At 74.3% G+C, this 18,196-nt stretch carries 21 protein-coding genes and 2 pseudogenes; 9 read left to right on the forward strand and 14 right to left on the reverse strand.

Annotated elements, in window-relative coordinates:
• Window positions 1-642: PP2C family protein-serine/threonine phosphatase (locus ABZ641_RS10270; RefSeq protein WP_359980650.1), on the forward strand; the 642-nt coding region annotated here is incomplete at its 5' end.
• A 57-nt stretch (window positions 643-699) separates the two neighbouring features.
• Here the strand turns inward: ABZ641_RS10270 and ABZ641_RS10275 are convergent.
• From ABZ641_RS10275 to ABZ641_RS10290, 4 genes and pseudogenes are all read right to left on the reverse strand, one after another.
• Window positions 700-1,104 (reverse strand): VOC family protein, encoded by a 405-nt coding sequence (locus ABZ641_RS10275; RefSeq protein WP_344627486.1) that lies wholly within the window; start codon window positions 1,102-1,104, stop codon window positions 700-702.
• A 196-nt stretch (window positions 1,105-1,300) separates the two neighbouring features.
• A pseudogene (locus tag ABZ641_RS10280) lies at window positions 1,301-1,549 on the reverse strand (MFS transporter); the annotation flags it as partial.
• A gap of 7 nt (window positions 1,550-1,556) precedes the next feature.
• Window positions 1,557-2,945 (reverse strand): NAD(P)-binding domain-containing protein, encoded by a 1,389-nt coding sequence (locus ABZ641_RS10285; RefSeq protein ID WP_359980653.1) that lies wholly within the window; start codon window positions 2,943-2,945, stop codon window positions 1,557-1,559.
• Between the two features lie 51 nt (window positions 2,946-2,996).
• On the reverse strand, window positions 2,997-3,203 hold the full coding sequence (locus tag ABZ641_RS10290) for a hypothetical protein (protein ID WP_359980655.1): 207 nt from the start codon (window positions 3,201-3,203) through the stop codon (window positions 2,997-2,999).
• Window positions 3,204-3,404: 201 nt separating this feature from the next.
• Between ABZ641_RS10290 and ABZ641_RS10295 the strand changes: the two genes are divergently transcribed.
• The 3 genes from ABZ641_RS10295 to ABZ641_RS10305 all read left to right on the forward strand — a co-directional run bounded on the left by ABZ641_RS10295 (window position 3,405) and on the right by ABZ641_RS10305 (window position 4,683).
• Entirely contained in the window at window positions 3,405-3,770 is a 366-nt protein-coding gene (locus ABZ641_RS10295) for a metalloregulator ArsR/SmtB family transcription factor (RefSeq protein ID WP_359980657.1), read from the forward strand.
• A gap of 81 nt (window positions 3,771-3,851) precedes the next feature.
• Window positions 3,852-4,193 carry a metalloregulator ArsR/SmtB family transcription factor gene (locus tag ABZ641_RS10300; protein ID WP_359980660.1) on the forward strand — a complete coding sequence of 114 codons (342 nt, stop codon included), beginning with the start codon at window positions 3,852-3,854 and terminating at the stop codon, window positions 4,191-4,193.
• The gene (locus ABZ641_RS10305) at window positions 4,183-4,683 is read left to right on the forward strand and encodes an N-acetyltransferase family protein (protein WP_359980663.1); all 501 of its coding nucleotides are present in this window, start codon (window positions 4,183-4,185) and stop codon (window positions 4,681-4,683) included. Before ABZ641_RS10300 ends, ABZ641_RS10305 begins: the two co-directional genes overlap by 11 nt.
• An 8-nt stretch (window positions 4,684-4,691) precedes the next feature.
• On the opposite strand, the pseudogene ABZ641_RS10310 reads toward ABZ641_RS10305, so the two are convergent.
• The 3 genes and pseudogenes from ABZ641_RS10310 to ABZ641_RS10320 all read right to left on the reverse strand — a co-directional run bounded on the left by ABZ641_RS10310 (window position 4,692) and on the right by ABZ641_RS10320 (window position 6,942).
• A pseudogene (locus ABZ641_RS10310) lies at window positions 4,692-5,745 on the reverse strand (ArsO family NAD(P)H-dependent flavin-containing monooxygenase).
• 65 nt (window positions 5,746-5,810) lie between these two features.
• Window positions 5,811-6,515 carry an aquaporin gene (locus tag ABZ641_RS10315; RefSeq protein WP_359980685.1) on the reverse strand — a complete coding sequence of 235 codons (705 nt, stop codon included), beginning with the start codon at window positions 6,513-6,515 and terminating at the stop codon, window positions 5,811-5,813.
• 121 nt (window positions 6,516-6,636) lie between these two features.
• Entirely contained in the window at window positions 6,637-6,942 is a 306-nt protein-coding gene (locus ABZ641_RS10320; RefSeq protein WP_344627479.1) for a metalloregulator ArsR/SmtB family transcription factor, read from the reverse strand.
• A gap of 169 nt (window positions 6,943-7,111) precedes the next feature.
• Here ABZ641_RS10320 and ABZ641_RS10325 point away from each other — a divergent pair, with 169 nt between their 5' ends.
• Window positions 7,112-7,540 carry an arsenate reductase ArsC gene (locus ABZ641_RS10325; RefSeq protein WP_344627478.1) on the forward strand — a complete coding sequence of 143 codons (429 nt, stop codon included), beginning with the start codon at window positions 7,112-7,114 and terminating at the stop codon, window positions 7,538-7,540.
• Between the two features lie 370 nt (window positions 7,541-7,910).
• Here the strand turns inward: ABZ641_RS10325 and ABZ641_RS10330 are convergent, their stop codons facing one another.
• Both ABZ641_RS10330 and ABZ641_RS10335 read right to left on the reverse strand, forming a co-directional pair.
• Window positions 7,911-8,600: an aspartate/glutamate racemase family protein gene (locus ABZ641_RS10330; protein WP_344627477.1), complete on the reverse strand. Its 690-nt coding sequence runs from the start codon at window positions 8,598-8,600 to the stop codon at window positions 7,911-7,913.
• 55 nt (window positions 8,601-8,655) lie between these two features.
• The gene (locus ABZ641_RS10335; RefSeq protein WP_344627476.1) at window positions 8,656-9,453 is read right to left on the reverse strand and encodes a YwqG family protein; all 798 of its coding nucleotides are present in this window, start codon (window positions 9,451-9,453) and stop codon (window positions 8,656-8,658) included.
• Window positions 9,454-9,523: 70 nt separating this feature from the next.
• Between ABZ641_RS10335 and ABZ641_RS10340 the strand changes: the two genes are divergently transcribed.
• Window positions 9,524-10,105, forward strand: a complete 582-nt coding sequence (locus ABZ641_RS10340) for a GNAT family N-acetyltransferase (protein ID WP_359980668.1) — start codon at window positions 9,524-9,526, stop codon at window positions 10,103-10,105.
• A gap of 4 nt (window positions 10,106-10,109) precedes the next feature.
• On the opposite strand, the gene ABZ641_RS10345 is transcribed toward ABZ641_RS10340, so the two are convergent.
• Entirely contained in the window at window positions 10,110-11,807 is a 1,698-nt protein-coding gene (locus tag ABZ641_RS10345; RefSeq protein WP_359980670.1) for a hypothetical protein, read from the reverse strand.
• Window positions 11,808-11,987: 180 nt separating this feature from the next.
• The gene (locus ABZ641_RS10350) at window positions 11,988-12,773 is read right to left on the reverse strand and encodes a TIGR03084 family metal-binding protein (RefSeq protein ID WP_359980673.1); all 786 of its coding nucleotides are present in this window, start codon (window positions 12,771-12,773) and stop codon (window positions 11,988-11,990) included.
• A 96-nt stretch (window positions 12,774-12,869) separates the two neighbouring features.
• Here ABZ641_RS10350 and ABZ641_RS10355 point away from each other — a divergent pair, with 96 nt between their 5' ends.
• Window positions 12,870-13,604 (forward strand): LuxR C-terminal-related transcriptional regulator, encoded by a 735-nt coding sequence (locus tag ABZ641_RS10355; protein WP_359980676.1) that lies wholly within the window; start codon window positions 12,870-12,872, stop codon window positions 13,602-13,604.
• 21 nt (window positions 13,605-13,625) lie between these two features.
• Here ABZ641_RS10355 and ABZ641_RS10360 read toward each other — a convergent pair whose 3' ends face one another.
• A complete protein-coding gene (locus ABZ641_RS10360; RefSeq protein WP_359980678.1) occupies window positions 13,626-15,158 on the reverse strand; it encodes an AMP-binding protein in 1,533 nt (510 codons plus the stop codon).
• Window positions 15,159-15,356: 198 nt separating this feature from the next.
• On the opposite strand from ABZ641_RS10360, the gene ABZ641_RS10365 reads away from it, so the two are divergent.
• Window positions 15,357-16,001 carry an NAD(P)H-binding protein gene (locus ABZ641_RS10365; RefSeq protein ID WP_344627470.1) on the forward strand — a complete coding sequence of 215 codons (645 nt, stop codon included), beginning with the start codon at window positions 15,357-15,359 and terminating at the stop codon, window positions 15,999-16,001.
• A 25-nt stretch (window positions 16,002-16,026) separates the two neighbouring features.
• On the opposite strand, the gene ABZ641_RS10370 is transcribed toward ABZ641_RS10365, so the two are convergent.
• The gene (locus ABZ641_RS10370; RefSeq protein ID WP_344627469.1) at window positions 16,027-16,809 is read right to left on the reverse strand and encodes a class III extradiol ring-cleavage dioxygenase; all 783 of its coding nucleotides are present in this window, start codon (window positions 16,807-16,809) and stop codon (window positions 16,027-16,029) included.
• 104 nt (window positions 16,810-16,913) lie between these two features.
• Between ABZ641_RS10370 and ABZ641_RS10375 the strand changes: the two genes are divergently transcribed.
• The gene (locus ABZ641_RS10375) at window positions 16,914-17,378 is read left to right on the forward strand and encodes a MarR family transcriptional regulator (protein WP_344627468.1); all 465 of its coding nucleotides are present in this window, start codon (window positions 16,914-16,916) and stop codon (window positions 17,376-17,378) included.
• Between the two features lie 19 nt (window positions 17,379-17,397).
• On the opposite strand, the gene ABZ641_RS10380 is transcribed toward ABZ641_RS10375, so the two are convergent.
• Window positions 17,398-18,196, reverse strand: a 799-nt coding sequence (locus tag ABZ641_RS10380) for a helix-turn-helix domain-containing protein (RefSeq protein ID WP_359980682.1), incomplete at its 5' end; no start/stop codon positions are given.

Raw genomic sequence — 18,196 nt, forward strand, 5'->3', positions numbered from 1 at the left:
CGGGTGCCCGGCGCCACCCGGGTGCTGATCGGCGACGTCCGCGGCAAGGGCCTCACCGCGATCGAGGACGCCGCCCAGGTGCTCGGCGCCTTCCGCGAACTCGCCCACCACCACACCGGGCTGCCGGGCCTCGCCGCCGCCCTCGACGCCGGCTTCGCCCGCCACCTGGCCGAGACCGCCGGGAACGCCACCGGGAGCGCGGACGGGAACGCGGGTGGGGACGACGCCGTCGAGCGCTTCGTCACCGTGCTGCTCGCCGACCTGCCCGACGACCCGGTGGAGCCGGTCCGGATCGCCAACTGCGGACATCCGCCGCCGTTGCTGCTGGCCGAGGGCAAGGCCGTCCGCACCCTGGAGGCGGTCCATTCCGCCCCGCCGATCGGACTCGGCACCCTGCCCGGCGCGCACTACCGGCAGGAGGCCTACGACGTGCACTCCGGCGAGACCCTGCTGCTCTACACCGACGGCGTCACCGAGGCCCGCGACGGCGAACGCGCCTTCTACCCGCTCGCCGAACGCGCCGCGGACTGGGGCGGCGTCGAGCCGTCCGCGCTGGTCGACCGGCTCCGCCGCGACCTGCTGGCGCACGTCGGCGGACGGCTGAAGGACGACGCCGCGGCGGTGGCCATCGAACGCGCCTGACCGGGCGGAGGCCCGGCAGGCGGAGGCCCGGCCGTCGGAGACTGGGCAGGCGGAGGCTCAGGGGCGGGCCGGGCGCTCCTGGACGGCCCAGCCGTTGCCGTCCGGGTCGGCGAAGAACACGAAGGAGTTCCAGTCCCCGCCCTTGCCCTCGGCCTTCACCCCGTCCTCGAAGTGCTGCACCGGGCTGACCTCGACGCCGCCCTCGACCAGGGCCGCCCTGGCCGCCTCGACGTCGTCCACCACCAGCTGCAGACCCTGCATCGAACCGGGCTGGGAGTCGCTGACCCCGGTGCCGATGATGATCGAGCAGGCCGAGCCCGGCGGGGTCAGCTGGACGATCCGGGCCTCCGCGCCGATCCGGGTGTCGGTGTCGACCACGAAACCGACCCGGTCGGCGTAGAAGTGCTTGGCCCGGTCCACGTCGGAGACCGGGACGACCACCACTTCGAGCTTCCAGTCCACGCTTCCCCGCCTCCGCCCGTCGCTCCCGCCTGCTGCGGCCCGGCCGCCGGCCCGCCTCCACCCACTGTGCTGGACGGGCCACTCGGCGTCCCGGCCGACACGCAGGGTCGCGGGCCGTGTGTTCCTGCAGCTCGGCCAGGCGATTCGGACTCGAAGAATGGCGAACGGATGTTCACCCCTGGGGGCGTGCCCGTTAGCGGTCGATGATCCGGCCGACCGGGATGCCGGCCGGAGCCGACAGGAGCAGGGCGGCGGTGAACGCGGCGGTCGCCTGAGCGGTGGTCCAGCCGGTGTCGGCCGTGATGCGCGGGGCGAGGACGGGGAAGGCGTAGTAGAGGATGCCCCAGCCGGTGATCCGGGTGAAGCACGGGGCGGGCAACACGGCGCGGGGCCGCAACCGGTCCTCCGTTCCGGTCGCGGCCCCGCCGAGGTGAGTGGCAGTCACGGGCCGGTCAGCAGCCGCCGCTCGTGGAGCACGACGAGGATTCGGTGGCGGGGGCGCCGAGGGCAATCAGCTGGGGTGCGGCCGGCACCGAGCAGCAGCCACCGCCGTCGCTCCGGGCCGCGGCGGGCTCGTCGAACAGGCCGGCGCCGCCGCAGACCCCGGTCTCGGGGAGGGTGAGTTCGACGCGCGCGGCCGCCTCCGCGTCGCCGGCGAGGTGGGCGGCGACCGATCGGACCTGCTCGTATCCGGTCATGGCGAGGAACGTCGGCGCCCGGCCGTAGGACTTCATGCCGACCAGGAACACGCCCTCCTCGGGGTGGGCGAGCTCGGCAGCGCCGTGCGGGTAGACGGTGCCGCAGGAGTGCTGGTTCGGGTCGATCAGCGGCGCGAGCGCGGTCGGGGCCTGGAGGCGCTCGTCGAGGCCGAGCCGGACCTCGGACAGGAAGGACAGGTCCGGGCGCAGGCCGGTCAGGACGACGACCTGGTCCACCGGTTCGCTGCGGCGGCCGTCCTCGGCGACCAGGACGACCTTGCCGCCCTCGGTCTGGACGGCGGCGGTGCGGAAACCGGTGAGCGCGCTGGCGTGGCCGTCCTCGACGGCCTTCTTCGCGCGCAGGCCGAGGGCGCCGCGGGCGGGCAGCTGGTCGGCCTCGCCGCCGCCGTAGGTGCTGCCGGTGATGCCGCGGCGCAGGACCCACACGGTGTGCGTACCGGGCTCGGTCTTGGCGAGGTCGGCGAGGTAGGCCAGTGCGGTGAACGCGGAGGCGCCGGTGCCGACCACCGCGGTGCGCTTGCCCGCGAACCGTTCCCGGACGGCCGGGTCCGCAAGGTCGGGGATCCGGTAGGAGACCCGGCCGTTCGCGGCGCGCTCGCCGAGAGCGGGCAGGCCGTTGGCGCCGAGCGGGTTCGGGGTGGACCAGGTCCCGGACGCGTCGACGACGGCGCGCACCAGGAGGCGCTCCTCGCGGCCGTCGGCGTGCTCGACGTGCACGGTGAACGGCTGCTCGTCACGGCCGGAGTCGACGATGCGGTCCCGTCCGGCGCGGGCCACCCCGGTCACCCGGGTGTTGTAGCGGACGCGGTCGCCCAGCGCGTCGGCGAGCGGCTGCAGGTACTGCGTCGCCCAGTCGCCGCCGGACGGGTACACGGTGCCGTCGGGCCGGATCCAGCCGGTGGGAGCCAGGAGCTTCTCGGCGGCCGGGTCGATCACCTCCGCCCACGGGGAGAACAGCCGCACGTGGGCCCACTCGCGCACCGCCGTGCCCGCGGAGGGCCCGGCTTCCAGCACCACGGGCTCGATGCCGCGCTCGATCAGGTGGGCGGCGGCGGCCAGGCCGATCGGACCGGCGCCGACGACGGCGACGGGCAGGGCGGCGGCGGGGGTGTTCTCGCTCATCTCAGGATCTCCGGCTCGATGGATCGGTCAGGCGTTTCGGACGGGGGCGGGTCAGCAGCAGCCGGCGCCGGCGGCGACGGCCTCGCTCTTGGCGGCCGGGGCGCAACAGGAGCCGGCCTCGGCGGCGTCCTTCGCGGTGCCGCAGCACGGGGTCGCCGCGGTCTCCACCTCGACCGTCGCGGCCGGGGCGTCGCTCTTGGTGCCGCAGCAGCCGGCGGTGGACCGGGCGGCCGGGGCAGGGGCGGTGGGCTCGGTCATGGCTGCCTCCCGAAGGCGAACGGGGCCTTGTTTCGACGTTTGTCGATGGCCTGCTGTGTAGCCAGCATGGCACCTGCTTCGATGAACGTCAACATAGACGATTGTCGAAGTAGGGAGCCCTCGGGTGGTGGATGTGCGGCCCCGTTCCGGCCGGCCGGGGCGGGACTTCCGAAGTGATTCGACAGATGCCAACATAGATACATGTCGAATCCCCAGGTGATCGAGCTGCCGGTGCTGGAGCCGGAGGACGTGCCGTGCTGCCCGCCGCTGACCTCCGCCCCGCTGTCGGAGGAGGACTCGGTCAAGATGGCGGCGATGTTCAAGGCCCTGTCCGACCCGGTCCGGCTGCGGCTGTTCTCGCGCGTCGCGTCCCACGAGGGCGGCGAGGCCTGCGTGTGCGACATCCAGGACGTCGGCGTCTCCCAGCCCACCGTCTCCCACCACCTCAAGAAGCTCCGCGAGGCCGGCCTGCTCACCTCCGAGCGCCGCGGCACCTGGGTCTACTACCGCGTCGCCCCGGGCGTGCTCGCCGCCATGGCCGCCATGCTCACCGCAGCCGGCGGCTGACCGGACCCGCCCGCCTGCCCGGGTGCCTGGCCTGTCCGGGACTTCCCGCCCGCCCGATTCATCGACTATCGTCGATTGTCGATGAATGAGTCGAGCTGCACCACCCCCGTGATCGACGCCGAGGCCGCCGCGCTGTATGCGGCGTGGTTCAAGGCGCTCGCCGACCCGACCCGGATCCAGCTGCTGCACCTGCTCGCCACCGAGGGCCGCCCGATGAGCGTGGGCGAGATCGTCGAACGGTCGCCGATCGGGCAGTCCACGGTCTCCCACCACCTGAAGGTCCTCGCCGAGGTCCGCTTCGTCCTGCCCGAGAAGCACGGCACCTCCACCAGGTACGAGGTCAACCGGGCCTGCCTTGCGGTCTTCCCGGCCGCGGTCACGGCGATCCTGGGCGAGAGCGAGGACACCGGCCATGCCCGCTGATGTCGCGATCGTCCCGATGGCGGACTCCCACGCGGGGCAGGTGCTGGCGATCTACCAGGCCGGTATCGACGAGGGGAACGCCACCTTCGAGACCGCGGCCCCGAGCTGGGAGGCGTTCGACGCCGCCAAGCTGCCCGACCACCGCTTCGTCGCCCTCGGCGAGGCCGGTGAGGTGCTGGGCTGGGTCGCGGCGAGCCGGGTCTCGGACCGGTGCGCGTACGCCGGGGTGGTCGAGCACTCGGTCTACGTCCACCCCGGCGTGCGCGGCCGCGGTGTCGCCGGCCGGCTGCTGGAGGCACTGATCGCCTCGACGGAGGCGGCCGGGATCTGGACGATCCAGTCCGGGGTGTTCCCGGAGAACATCGCCAGCCTCGCCCTGCACGCGCGGGCGGGGTTCCGGGTGATCGGCATCCGGGAGCGCATCGGCCGCCACCACGGCACGTGGCGCGACGTCGCGCTGATCGAGCGCCGCAGCCCGGTCGTCGACTGAGCGGTGCGTCAGGCGAGAAGCTGCTGGATCTCCGCGACGGCGGAACGGGCGGTGCGGCCGACGCCGATGAGCGTGGCGGACGCCGGACCGGTCCAGTCGCCGTAGCCGAGCAGATGGATGCGCTCGTCGGCCAGGGCCCGGGTGCCGTCGGTGGGGATACGGCCGGCGCCGCCGCGCAGGCCGAGTGCGGCGAGCGGCCCGAGGGCCGGGCGGAAGCCGGTGCACCAGATGACCGCGTCGCACGGCCACCGCTCTCCGTCCTCCCGGACCACCGCGTCCGCCTCCATCCGTTCGAACATCGGACGGGCGGTGAGCAGGCCTCGGTCGCGGGCGGCGCGGACGGGCGGGACGGTGACGATGTCGCCGAGGTCGGAGATCCGCGGCCCGTCGCCGGCGACGCGGCGGGTGGCGATCTCGAACAGGGCCCGGCCGTCGATCTCGTCCGGGAGGAAACGCGGCGGGCGCAGGGTGGTCCAGCGGACGGCGGCGGCCTGCCCGGCGAGGTCGGCGGCGATCTGGGCGCCGGAGTTCCCGCCGCCGACCACGACGACCCGCCGGCCGGTGAAGTCGGCGGCGGTGCGGTATCCGTGGGTGTGGAGCTGGCGGCCCGCGAAGGCCTCCCGGCCGGGGCAGCGCGGGGAGGAACGGCCGGGACCAGGTGCCGGTGGCCATGACCAGCGCCCGGGTGAGCCAGGTGCCGGTATCGGTGTGGGCCAGCAGCAGGCCGTCGCCGGTGTCCTCGATTGCCCGGACCGTCACGGGGCGGTGGACGGGCAGCTCGTACCGCTTCTCGTACTCGGCCAGGTACTGGGCGACGTGCTCGGCATCCGGGTAGGTCTGCCCGGCCTGGTGGGGCATCGGCCGGCCCGGCAGCGATGAGTAAGCGGCCGGGGAGAACAGGCGCAGGCTGTCCCAGTAGTGCTGCCAGGAGCCGCCCGGAGCATCGGCCGCATCGAGGACGGCGAAGTCGAGCTTCGTGCGGCGCAGGTAGTAGCCGGCGGCCAGGCCGGCCTGACCGCCGCCCACGACCAGGACGTCGACGGCTGCGGGCTGCTGGCTCATGAGCGTCTCCCGGAGATGGCGCGGCCGCCGCACACGTTGGAGGGGTGTGCGACGGCCGGTGGCGGCTACTTGCGGCCGGTGCGGTGGGCGAAGATCAGTACGACCAGCGCGAGGCCCACGGCGCCGCCGATCAGCTGCATTCCGATGAACCCGGGAACCGAGGACGGGGCGATGCCGGCGAAGGTGTCGGTGAACGCGCGGCCGATCGTCACCGCCGGGTTCGCGAACGAGGTGGAAGAGGTGAACCAGTACGCGGCACCGATGTAGGAGGCGACCGCGACGGGGGCGAACCGCAGCAGGTCGCTCTTGCCCAGACCGAAGATCAGCAGCACCAGGCCGGCCGTGGCGACGACCTCGCCGAGCAGCAGGTGCCCGGCCGAGCGGTCGTGCGTCGACCACTCGACGAGGGGCTTGCCGAACATGGCGTCCGCCAGGATCGCACCCGCGATCGCACCGGCGATCTGCGCCGGGATGTACGCGGCGACCTCCCGCGCGCCGAGGCCCTTCGGGTCCTTGCGGCCGGACCACCACTCCGCGAGGGTGACGACCGGGTTGAAGTGCGCGCCGGAGACCGGGCCGAGGAGCAGGATCAGCACGCCGAGGCCGAAGACGGTGGCCAGGGAGTTGGCCAGCAGCTGCAGGCCGACGTCCTGGCTGAGCTCGGTGGCCTGGATGCCGGAGCCGACCACGACCGCCACCAGTGCGGCGGTGCCGACCGACTCGGCCGCGAGGCGGTTCAGCAGCGGCACCGGCGGCGGCCCGACCGCCAGCGGCTCCTCGGCGGCGTCCACGTGGTTCACGGGGTCAGTCTCGGATCTCGCCTCGTCCATGACGCTCAAGGACACTCCTCATGCAGGGCGGGGAAGGCCGCCGGTGGGACTGTGGGGGGATTCAGCAGGAGCGCTTGCGGCCTGCTGCCTCGCGGGCGGTGGCGGCCAGCCCGGCAAGGTCTCCGGCCAGGGCCTCCAGGGCCTCGGGGCGGAGCGAGTAGTAGGTGAAGCGCCCGCACGGCTCGGTGTCCACGAGGCCGGCGTCCCGAAGGAGCTTCAGGTGGTTCGACAGGTTGGTCTGTCTGGCGCCGGTCTCCGCCACCAGATGGGTCGTGCACAGCGCCTCGCGGGCGAGGAGCTGGACGATCCGCATCCGCAGCGGGTCGGCCAAGACCCTCAACACATCACTGTCGACTGACGTCACCATGGGCTGATACGTTACCGGTGCCGAGCCCGCTTGGCGAGCCCCGCCGCCCGGCCGCCACCGGGGTTGACCTGCGGTTCCTTCCGGCTGCATCGCCGGTCGGATGCCGCTGAAATCCCCGGTCGTCCCGCATCGGATCCGGGGTCACCGCACAACGAAGGACATGCCACCGATGACCACCACGCCGCTCGCCTCCGTGCTGTTCGTCTGCATCCACAACGCCGGCCGCTCCCAGATGGCCGCGGGCTTCCTCACCCACCTCGCCGGCGACCGCGTCGAGGTCCGCTCCGCCGGATCCGTGCCCGGCGAGATGGTCAACCCGTCCGCCGTCGCCGCGATGGCCGAGCTCGGCATCGACATCTCCGACCAGAAGCCGAAGATCCTCACCACCGAGGCAGTCCAGGCGTCCGACTACGTCATCACCATGGGCTGCGGCGACGCCTGCCCGTACTTCCCCGGCAAGAAGTACCTCGACTGGAAGCTGGAGGACCCGGCCGGCCAGGGCGTCGAGGCCGTCCGCCCGATCCGCGACGAGATCAAGACCCTGATCGAAGGCCTGATCGCCGAGATCGACGCCAAGGCCGCCGCACGGGAGAGCTGACGCGCCCCGCCGCCGGGGACGGCTGCCGGCCGGCGGTCTCGGGGTCCGTGAGGGGGCCGTCCTCCTGGCCGCCCTTCGCGGGCCGGAAGGCCTCCTGCATGAGCTTGGTGCCGAGGAGGCTGTGCTGGTGCTGCTGAATCAGGCTCGGGTGCGGCGGTCACCCTGCTGACGACCAGATGGGGTTGGTGCAGCGGGGCGGCGGCGGACGCGTTCGCGCAGCACCGTGTCGACCAGGGCGAGCGTGTGCTCGTCCAGAACGGCGGTGCGGGGGCCGTCGGACCGGGAGCGGTGAGGTGGTCCGCCACCAACCCGGTCGCCACCCGCCTCGACCCACTGCGGCTCGGCCTGTGACCCGTGTCCGGACGGGATGTCAGGCCAGGGCCGCCGCCACGGCCGCCTCGGCGTGCAGCCGGGTGGTCGGGAAGACCGGCACCGGGCTGTCCTCGGGCCCGACCAGCAGCTCGATCTCGGTGCAGCCCAGCACCACGCCCTCGGCGCCGCGGGCCACCAGGCCGGCGATCACCTCGCGGTACGCGGCCCGGGACTCCTCGCGGACCACGCCGAGGCACAGCTCCTCGTAGATCACCCGGTGCACCTCGGCCCGCCCGGCGGCGTCCGGCACCAGTACCTCCAGGCCGTGTCCGGCGAGGCGGCCCCGGTAGAAGTCCTGCTCCATGGTGAAGGCGGTGCCGAGCAGGCCGATCCGGCGCAGCCCCGCGGCCCGGACGGCCCCGGCCGTGGTGTCGGCGAGGTGCAGCAGCGGCACGTCCACCGCCGCCTCGACCCGGTCGGCCACCTTGTGCATGGTGTTGGTGCAGATCAGCAGCAGGTCGGCGCCGGCCGCGGCCAGCGAGCGCGCGGCCCCGGCCAGGACCTCGCCCGCCTCGTCCCAGCGGCCGGCGGTCTGCAGCCGCTCGATCTCGGCGAAGTCGACCGAGTACAGCACGCACTTCGCCGAGTGCAGCCCGCCGAGCCGCTCCCTGGTGAGCTCGTTCAGCAGCCGGTAGTACTCGGCGGTCGACTCCCAGCTCATTCCGCCGATCAGTCCGATCGTCCTCATCGCGCCACTCTCGCACACCGCCCGGCCGGGCCCCGCCGGGGGTTCGGCCGGGGGTTCAGCAGCACCGGCCCTCGGCGCCGGCCCGGGTGAAGTCGCCGGCTGCGAGCGCCCCGGCGGGGATCGTGAAGTAGAGCGAACCGGCGTCGCCCCAGCCCCAGTTCAGTTCGGCGTCACCGGCGAGCTGCAGCAGGTGGACGGCGGGCCCGTCGGCGTCCCGGACGGTCACCGGGGAGCCGTAGGAGGTGTCCGGCCAGCCGAAGGCGCGGTGGCGGTCGGCGGTGTTGCCGTTCAGGCCCTCCATGGTGTCGAGGAGCAGCGAGGGGGCGCCCCAGTGCGCGTCCCGGTCGAAGGGGAGGTCCTCGTCCTCGACGTCCCAGCAGTCAGGGAGCATGACGACCCCTTCGGTGCGGACGGGCACCGCGGGGTAGCGCGTCGCAGGTCCGGGCGCGTCCGTCTCCACGGCCCGCGCCGGGTCGGCGGGGAGCACCCGGTACATGGCGGGGGAGGAGGTGTCGAGCTTCGCGTACTGCTCGTACGGGACGTCCGGGTCGAGTTGGAAGAAGTTCAGCAGGCCGGGCCGGACAGGCAGGTGGTCGCCGAGCCAGGGGGCGAGCGCGTCGGTGTCGAGGACGGCGAGCAGGGAGAGCGGCATGCCGTCGTGGACGGGCCAGGGGGTGCCGGGCTCCAGCAGGGCGGGGCCGCCGAGCCGGCAGCGGCCGGTGGCCGGGGCGCCGTCGGCCGGGCGCTCCAGCCGGAAGCCCCGGCGGGCCGTCGCGGCGAACCGGCCGCCGGCCTCCTCGCCGAGCCGTTCGGTGCAGATCAGGTGCAGGGCGGCGTCGTCCTCGAACTCCATGCCCGTGATCGTCCCAGGGCCGGGGAAACCGGTTGGCAGCGGGCCGCCGCGGCGGGTACGACTGGTGGCCATGACCTTCACCGCGCCCGGTTTCGCCCCCGTCCCGCTCGACCTCGGGGACGTCCTCCTGCTGCCCTGGGGCGCCGGGCTGCTGCGGTACGCGCCGGGCGTCGCCCGGATCACCGCGGACGAGGAGGTCGCCCTGTGGAACCCGATCCACGAGACCGACCCCGAGGCCTGGATCCTCGGCCACGCGGACGGCGGCAGCGGGGACGTCGCGGGCTTCGCCGTGCTGGACGCGGCCACCGCGGCCCTGCTCGGCACGGTCGGCCTGTACTGGCCGAACCGTGCCGACGGGCAGGCCGCCATCGGCTACCGGCTGCTGCCGGAGGCCCGCGGCCGCGGCGTGGCGACCCGGGGCACCGCGGCGGCCGCCCGCTGGGCGTTCGCCACCGCGGGTGCCCGCCGGATCGAGCTGTGCCACGCCGTCGGCAACACCGCCTCCTGCCGGGTCGCCGACCGCTGCGGCTTCCCGCTGGAGGGCACCCTGCGGGCCTCGCACCGCTACGGAGACGGCCGCCACCACGACGAGCACCTGCACGCCCGCCTCGCCGGAGACCCGGAGCCCGTGGCCTTCGGCGCGGCCCGCTGAGGTTTCACTCCCGGGCGGTCGGCATGCCGATCAGCACCGGTCCGCCGGCCGGGGCGCGGGTGCAGGCGTCGTGGCAGTCGGCGTCCAGGCTGCAGCAGAGCGAGCAGACGGTGCCCTCGTGGAACGGGCAGTGCGCGGTGTCCGGCACCTCGTACGCGGTCTCGCAGACCGTGCACACCCGGGTGTCGGTGGCATCCGCGTTGCCGGCGTCCGGGTTGGGCCGGGCCAGGTAGTAGCGGCCCCCGGTGGCCTTGGCGATCAGCGGGCTGAGCGCCATGGCCAGCACCAGCGCGACGAACGGGCTGAACGCCTTGGCGTACGTGCCGAACCAGCCGAAGAAGGCGGCGATGGAGACCGCGGCGGCCACGCACATCGCCCCGAAGCCGGCCGGGTTGACGGCGTACAGGTGGGCCCGCTTGAACTCGATGTGCTTCGGGCTCAGCCCCAGCGGCTTGTTGATCACCAGGTCGGCGGTGACGGCGCCGATCCAGGCGATCGCCACGTTGGAGTAGAAGCCGAGCAGGCTGCCCAGGGCGCTGAACATGTCGAGCTCCATCAGCAGCAGCGCGATGCCGCAGTTGAGGAAGATGTACCAGACCCGCCCGGGGTGGCGGTGGGTCAGCCGGGAGAAGAAGTTCGACCAGGAGAGCGAGCCGGAGTAGGCGTTGGTCGAGTTGATCTTGATTTGCGAGACGACCACGAACAGGCCTGCCAGCGGCAGCGCCGCCGCGCCCAGCCAGGGCCGCAGCGACTCCACGTACGGCGCGATCGGCTCCAGCGCCCTGGTCTCGCCGACCGCGTCCAGCGCGGCGAACGCCAGCAGTGCACCGCCCAGTTGCTTCAACGCGCCGATCACCACCCAGCCCGGACCGGCGGCCAGCACCGCGAGGTCCCAGCGGCGGGCGTTCTCCGGCGTGCGCCTCGGCATGAACCGCAGGTAGTCCGCCTGCTCGCCGATCTGCGCGATCAGCGACAGCGCCACGCCCGTGCCGAGCCCGAAGCCGAGCAGGGTGAACCCGGAGCCGACCCCGGCGGTGCCGCCGAAGTGCGTGAACGCGCCGAAGACACCGGGGGAGTGGAACGCCAGCACCACGAAGGGCGCGACCAGCCCGACGATCCACACCGGCTGCGTCCACGCCTGCATCCGGGCGATCCAGCTCATCCCCTTGAACACGATCGGGATCACGACCAGCGTGGTCAGCAGGTAGCCGACCGGCAGCGGGACGTGCAGCACCTCGTGGAGGGCCTGCGCCATGATCGAGCCCTCGAGGGCGAAGAAGATGAACGTGAAGCTCGCGTACACCAGCGAGGTCAGGGTCGAGCCCAGGTAGCCGAAGCCCGAACCGCGGGTCAGCAGATCCATGTCGACGCCGTTCGCCGCACACGCCCGGGCGATCGGGATGCCGGTCAGGAAGATCACCACGGCGGCCGTCAGGATCGCCGCCAGCGCATTGGTGAAGCCGTACGACATCACGATGCCCGCACCGATCGCGTAGTCCGCGAGGTAGGCGATGCCGCCGAGCGCCGTCGACGCCACCGCCGTCGGCGACCAGCGGCGGAAGGAGTGCGGCGCGTACCGCAGCGAGTAGTCCTCCAGGGACTCGTCCGCCGCGCTGCCCCGGTACGAGCGGCGCGGCCCGGTGCCCGGCAGTCCGCCGTCGTCGGGCCGGGCCGGGGCGTGCGGGCTGGTCGTGTCGGTCATGTCACCGCTCCCGTCTGTCCTCGGGTTGTGCGGCGAGGGTAGGGGCGAGGGGTTAAGCGCACCGGCGCGCCGCGGTTTCACCGCCGTAACTGCATCCGGTCGGTGACGCACCGTCAACCGGACACGCCGACGGCCGCGGGCGGGGCCTGCCGGCCGGGGACCGGCAGGCCCGCGGCGGCGTCAGCCCAGCGGCTCGCGGCCCTTGCCGGGCGGGCCGGCGAAGGCCTGCACGATCGGCAGCCAGGCCCGCGCCGTGTCCCCGACCGCGGTCAGCGCGAGGTCGTCGAGGTGCCGCCGCCGGGTGGCGAGCAGGCAGAAGTCCAGTGCGGGGCCGGTGATCCGGTCGGTCGCGTCCTCGGCACCCCACGTCCACGACTCGCCCGCCGGTCCGGTGAGTTCGACCCGCACCGGCACCTGTGGCGCGGGCAGGCCGTGCACCGAGAACGCGAACCCCATGGTCCGCACCCCCAGGTGCGCGATGTGTCGCAGCCGGGCGGTCGGCGGCCGGACGGCGCCCAGCGCGTCGGCGACGTCCTGCCCGTGCGCCCAGGTCTCCATCAGCCGCGCGGTGGCCATCGACGGCGCCTTCATCGGCGGCCCGAACCACGGCAGCCGGGTCTCCGGCGCGACGGCCGCCAGCGCCGCCGCGAGCTCCGCCCGGCCGGCCCGCCAGCGACCGAGCAGCACCTCCGGCGGTTCTCCGGCGCCCTCCGCCGCGCCGCGCTCCACCACGTCGAACCCCGCCTCGAACGCCTGCTGCGCCTCGGCCGTGAACCGCTCCGGGTCGCTCGCCGCGAGCAGCGACCAGCGGTCCGTCCAGGCCAGGTGGGCCAGCTGGTGGGCGATCGTCCACCCCTCGGCGGGAGTGGCCTTCGCCAGTCCCGCGGCGTCCAGGTCCGCCACCAGGGCGTCCAGTCCGTCGCTCTCCGCCGCGAGGTCCGCGAGCAGCGCGGTGATGTCGGCCATCCGTCTCCCCTTCTCGTCCATGTCCCGTGGTGCGGGCAGGCCCATCCTGCTGCCGCACGCCTCCCCGAACCAGGGGGCCCGTGTGAGAATCGCCCGGTGAGGAGCGCAGCCCCCGAACCCCCGGACACCCGCGCCGCCGAGCTGGTCCGCTCCGCGGTGCTCGCGGACCTGGCCCGCCGGGTGGTCGCCGACTGCGGCGCGGACGTCGGCCTGGTCGGCGTGCCCGACGCCCGGGGCGCCCAGGACGCCGAGGGCGCCGAGGACGCCATGGTGCTGCGCCACTGGGCCGGCACCCGCGCCGACCTGCTGCACAACCTCCGGGTGCCGGCCGGCACCGGCCTCGGCGGCCGGGCCCTCGCCGAACGCGCGCCCGCCTGGGTGCCCGACTACCGGGCCGCGACCACCATCTCCCACCACTACGACGCGGCGGTCGGCGCCGACGACCTGTACGCGATGCTCGGCGTGCCCCTCGTCCACGACGGTGCGGTGCACGGCGTGGTGTACGCCGCCCTGCGCACCGTGGTGCCGTTCGGCGACGTGCGGATCGGCGCGGTCGCCGAGCTGGCCCGGACGGCCACCAGGGCGCTGGCGGGCGCCGCGGCCTGGGGCGGCCGGGCGGCCGGCCGCTCCGCGGAGGCGGGGCTCACCCCGCGCGAGCACGAGGTGCTGCGGTGGGCGGCGACCGGCCGGACGAACCCGGAGATCGCCGCCCGCCTCGGCCTCAGCAGCCACACCGTGACGGGCTACCTGAAGAGTGCGATGCACAAGCTCGGCGCCCGCAACCGGGTCGAACTGGCCGTCGCCGCCCGCGAGTGGGGCATCCTCGGCTGACCGGCATGAATGGACGATCCGTCAGTTGACGCCGCGCTCCCGGCCGGACCAGTACGGCTCGCGCAGCCGGAACTTCTGCAGCTTGCCGGTGGCGGTGCGGGCCAGCGCGGTGCGGAACTCCACCGAGGTGGGCGACTTGTAGCCGGCCAGCCGCTGCTTGCAGTGCGCGATCAGCTCGGCCTCGTCGGCCTTCGCGCCCTCGCGGAGCACCACCAGCGCCTTGACGGTCTCGCCCCACTTCTCGTCGGGCACGCCGATCACCGCGACCTCCTCGACCGCCGGGTGCCCGTACAGGCAGTCCTCGACCTCGATCGAGGAGACGTTCTCGCCGCCGGTGATGATGACGTCCTTCTTGCGGTCGGAGATGGTGAGGTAGCCGTCGGTGAGGGTGCCGCCGTCCCCGGTGTGGAACCAGCCGTCCTGCAGCGCGGCCGCCGTCTCGTCGGGGCGCTCCCAGTAGCCGTCCAGCACGGTGTTGGAGCGGACGAGGACCTCGCCCTGCCCGTCCACCCGCACGGTGGTGCCGAGCGCGGGCGCACCGGCCTGCACCAGCTTCTCGGCGCGTTCGGCGGGCGGCAGGGCGTCCCACTCGGCGCGGGTGCGGTTCACGGTGACCGCGGGCGAGGTCTCGGTCAGCCCGTAGAGCTGCATGAACTCCCAGCCCAGTTCGGCCTCGACGCGCTGCACCACGGAGGTCGGCGGGGGAGCGCCGGCCACCACCATCCGCACCCGGTCCCGGCCGGGCAGCGGCCCGTCCCAGGTCTCGGCGGCGGCGAGCACGGCGGCGACCACCGCGGGCGCGCCGCACAGGAAGGTCACCCCGTGCTGCTCGATCCGGCGCAGGATCTCGGCGCCGTCGACCTTGCGCAGCACCACGTGCTTGCCGCCGACGCCGGTGATCACGTAGGGCAGGCCCCAGCCGTTGGCGTGGAACATCGGCAGGGTGTGCAGGTAGACGTCCCGGTCGCCGGCCCCGAAGTGCAGGCCCATCAGCGTGGCGTTCAGCCACAGGTTGCGGTGGGTGAGCCGGACCCCCTTGGGGCGCGCGGTCGTTCCGCTGGTGTAGTTGATCGTCGCGGTGTCCGACTCGGCGACGGGGTGCCGCACCGGCTCGCGGTCGAAGGCGTACAGCTCCCGGTCGCTCTCCGCGCCGAGGACGAAGCGGTGCTCGACCGGCACCCCGGCCAGCGCGTCCGCCACCTCCGGGTCCATCAGCAGCACCGAGGCGCCGCTCTGCTCGACGATGTAGGCGACCTCCTCGGCCTTCAGCCGGAAGTTCACCGGCACCAGCACCCGGCCGAAGCCGCTCACACCGAAGAAGGAGGTCATCAGGCGGGCGGAGTTCTGCGAGACGACGGCCACCCGCGCGCCGGGCCCGACCCCGAGCCGGTCGAGGCCGGCGGCCTGGGCGCGGGCCAGTTCGGCCATCCTGCGGTAGGTCACCTCGCCCCAGGACCCGGCCGGCTGCACCGGCTCGTCGACGATCCCGATCCGGTCGCCGTACACCTGCTCGGCCCGGTCGAGGAAGTCCATCACGGAGAGTGGAGTCTGCATGGGGCCACTGTGCCCGCGGCCCCGGCGCCCGGACACCCCCGATCGGGGGTGTTACGCACAACGGCGTACCCCGTCGCCGGCCCGCCCCGGGCGGCCGCACCGCCGTGTGCGACGGCGCCGCGCGTCGCAGCGCCGCGGCGGACGGGCCCGGACCCATGCTGGGGGTGAGACGCTGCCGGACGGAGAGGCGGGCACACCATGGCGAGGATCGCGGTCTTCGGCGCCAACGGGTCGATCGGCCGGTGCATCGTCACCGAGGCGCTCTCCCGCGGACACCGGGTCACCGCGGCCGTCCGCGACCCCGCCCGCTACCAGGGGCTCACCCCGGAGATCACCCGCGGCGACGTGCTCGCCGCCGAGGACGTCACCCGGGTCGCCGAGGGCCAGGACGTCCTGGTCAGCGCGGTCGGCGGCGGGGACGGCCCGGGCACCCGGCGGCTGGTCGAACCGGCCGCCCGGGCCCTGGTCGCCGGTCTGCGCGCACTCGGCTCGGCCGCCCCGCGGCTGATCGTCGTCGGCGGCGCCGGGAGCCTGGAGACCGCACCCGGCGTCTGCGTCTGGGACACCCCCGGGCTGACCGCCGACGTGCGGGAGATGATGCACGCGCACGGAGAGGCCCTCGCCTTCTTCCGCACCGTCGCCGACCTGCAGTGGACGGTGCTCAGCCCGGCGGCCGACCTCCTGCCGGGCGAACGCACCGGGCACTACCGCACCGACACCGACCGCCTGGTGATCGACGCCGAGGGCCGCAGCGCCGTCAGCATCCCCGACTTCGCGGTCGCCCTGGTCGACGAGATCGAGCAGCCCCGGCACCTCGGCGAGCGCTTCACCTGCGCCCACTGAGGGGCCGTCGGGCCGGGTGCGGCGTTCAGCCGATCTGCACCGAGCGCTTGGCCAGACCCATCCAGAAGCCGTCGATCACGCTGCGCTGGGTGCCGAGCTCGGCCTCGCCGGCGCCCAGGGTCACGAACAGCGGGGCGAAGTGCTCGGTGCGCGGGTGGGCGAAGCGGCCGGCCGGCGCCTTGTGCTCGAAGTCGAGCAGCGCGTCCACGTCCTTCGCCTCCAGGGCGCGGCGGCCCCAGTCGTCGAACTCGGCCATCACCGAGGAGACCCGGCCGTCGGTGCTGAGCGCCCGCAGGTTGTGGGTGAAGAAGCCGCTGCCCACGATCAGCACGCCCTCGTCGCGCAGCGGGGCGAGCCTGCGGCCGATCTCCATCAGCCGCTGCGGGTCGAGGGTGGGCAGCGACACCTGCAGCACCGGGACGTCCGCGTCCGGGAACATCTCCACCAGCGGCACGTACGCGCCGTGGTCGAGGCCGCGGTCCGGGATGTCCTGCACCGGCATGCCGGCGGTGCGCAGCAGCTTGCGCACGCCGTCCGCGAGGGCGGGCGCGCCGGGCGCCGCGTACTGCACCCGGTAGTAGTGCTCGGGGAAGCCCCAGAAGTCGTAGACCAGCGGGACGGTGGTGGTGGCGCCCAGCGCGAGCGGGGCCTCCTCCCAGTGCGCGGAGACCATGAGGATCGCGGTGGGCCTGGGCAGGTCGGCGGACCATGCGGCGAGCTGACCGGGCCAGACCGGGTCGTCGGCGAGCGGCGGCGCGCCGTGCGAGAGGTAGAGGGTGGGCATGCGCCCGGGGGCTGCGGTGCTCATGGTGGTCGTCCTCCGTGGCCTGTCACCAGTGGTTCAAATTTTAACCACCTGGTGTCGACGGTACACCCTCATTCAAATTTGAACAACCACGGTACGATCGACCCATGGACGAACCCCGTTGGCTGAACGAGAACGAGATGGCCGCCTGGCGCGGCTTCGTCGCCGCCACCAACCTCGTCGCCCGCCACCTCGAACGCCAGCTCAAGGAGGACGCCGGCCTCTCCCACACCCAGTACGAGATCCTCGTCCAGCTCTCCGCCGCCCCCGACGGCTCGCTGCGGATGACCGACCTCGCCGACCGCCTCCTCACCTCCAAGAGCGGCCTCACCTACCAGGTCGGCCAACTCGAACGCAGCGGCCTGGTCTCCCGGCGCTCCTGCCCCAGCGACGTCCGCGGCGTCTTCGCCGAGATCACCGACCAGGGCTGGGAGGCGCTGCGCGCCGCCGCCCCCGGCCACGTCGCCGCCGTCCGCGAGGCGCTCATCGACGTCCTCACCCCCGCCCAGCTCACCGGCCTCGCCGACAGCCTCGGCACCGTCGCCGCCCGGCTGCGCCCCCGCACCGACTGACGCGGCCCCCCGGCCGTCCTCAGCGGCGCCTCGCACCCGCGGCGGCCCGGGGGCGGGCGGCCGGGGCCCGGTCCGGACCGGCTGCGGGCGCGCAGAGCAGGGCGGCGCGGAGGTCGAGGCGGTCCTGCAGCCGGGCGAGGCTCCGGCCGGTGAGCTCCTCGATCCGGCGCAGCCGGTAGTGCACGGTGTTGACGTGCAGGTGGAGCGCCTCCGCGGTGCGCGTCCAGGAGCAGTCGTGCGCCAGGAAGGCGTCCAGCGTGCCCAGCAGCGACACGGCGTTCGCCCGGTCGTGGGCGGCCAGCGGGGCGAGCAGCCGGTGGTGGAACGCGGCCCGGACCTCCGGCGGGGTGCCGAGCAGCAGCGCCGCCAGCGAATCGGTCTCCGCGCTGCTGGCCACCGTGCCGGCAGGGGCGGACTCCAGCGCGTACGCGGCCTGCACCAGTGCCCCGCGCAGCGCGTCCGCACCGCCGCCGGCCGCCGCCGGTCCGACGCCCGCCCGCAGGGTCCGCCGCCCGGTCAGCCGGGACTGCAGCCGGGGCAGCGCGGCCCGTAGCGCGCGGGTGGTCTCGGCCGGTGCGGCGGCGGTGAGGGCGCAGGCGCCGCCCTGGCGGTCCGGAGCGGCGGCGAACGGCTCCCCCGTCCCGTGCAGCGCCTCGGCCAGCGCCGCGCAGGCCCAGCCCGCGGGGGCGCCGTCGATCCTGGCGGTCACGGCGGTCGGTGCGGCGGCGTCGGCGAGTCCGCAGGCGGCCAGGGCGTCGGCGGGCCCGGGCGCGTCCTGGGCCAGCGCCTCGAACAGCCGCGCCGCGTGCCCGCGGCGG

It is taken from the genome of Kitasatospora sp. NPDC007106 (assembly GCF_040634455.1).
GTDB lineage: Bacteria > Actinomycetota > Actinomycetes > Streptomycetales > Streptomycetaceae > Kitasatospora > Kitasatospora arboriphila.

Coding starts and splice junctions, on each gene's coding strand:
- ABZ641_RS10285 (WP_359980653.1), bottom strand. CDS start 2,945: ATGAGCGAGAACACCCCCGCCGCCGCCCTGCCCGTCGCCGTCGTCGGC.
- ABZ641_RS10290 (WP_359980655.1), bottom strand. CDS start 3,203: ATGACCGAGCCCACCGCCCCTGCCCCGGCCGCCCGGTCCACCGCCGGC.
- ABZ641_RS10295 (WP_359980657.1), top strand. CDS start 3,405: ATGTCGAATCCCCAGGTGATCGAGCTGCCGGTGCTGGAGCCGGAGGAC.
- ABZ641_RS10300 (WP_359980660.1), top strand. CDS start 3,852: ATGAATGAGTCGAGCTGCACCACCCCCGTGATCGACGCCGAGGCCGCC.
- ABZ641_RS10305 (WP_359980663.1), top strand. CDS start 4,183: ATGCCCGCTGATGTCGCGATCGTCCCGATGGCGGACTCCCACGCGGGG.
- ABZ641_RS10320 (WP_344627479.1), bottom strand. CDS start 6,942: ATGGTGACGTCAGTCGACAGTGATGTGTTGAGGGTCTTGGCCGACCCG.
- ABZ641_RS10325 (WP_344627478.1), top strand. CDS start 7,112: ATGACCACCACGCCGCTCGCCTCCGTGCTGTTCGTCTGCATCCACAAC.
- ABZ641_RS10330 (WP_344627477.1), bottom strand. CDS start 8,600: ATGAGGACGATCGGACTGATCGGCGGAATGAGCTGGGAGTCGACCGCC.
- ABZ641_RS10335 (WP_344627476.1), bottom strand. CDS start 9,453: ATGGAGTTCGAGGACGACGCCGCCCTGCACCTGATCTGCACCGAACGG.
- ABZ641_RS10340 (WP_359980668.1), top strand. CDS start 9,524: ATGACCTTCACCGCGCCCGGTTTCGCCCCCGTCCCGCTCGACCTCGGG.
- ABZ641_RS10345 (WP_359980670.1), bottom strand. CDS start 11,807: ATGACCGACACGACCAGCCCGCACGCCCCGGCCCGGCCCGACGACGGC.
- ABZ641_RS10350 (WP_359980673.1), bottom strand. CDS start 12,773: ATGGCCGACATCACCGCGCTGCTCGCGGACCTCGCGGCGGAGAGCGAC.
- ABZ641_RS10360 (WP_359980678.1), bottom strand. CDS start 15,158: ATGCAGACTCCACTCTCCGTGATGGACTTCCTCGACCGGGCCGAGCAG.
- ABZ641_RS10365 (WP_344627470.1), top strand. CDS start 15,357: ATGGCGAGGATCGCGGTCTTCGGCGCCAACGGGTCGATCGGCCGGTGC.
- ABZ641_RS10370 (WP_344627469.1), bottom strand. CDS start 16,809: ATGAGCACCGCAGCCCCCGGGCGCATGCCCACCCTCTACCTCTCGCAC.
- ABZ641_RS10375 (WP_344627468.1), top strand. CDS start 16,914: ATGGACGAACCCCGTTGGCTGAACGAGAACGAGATGGCCGCCTGGCGC.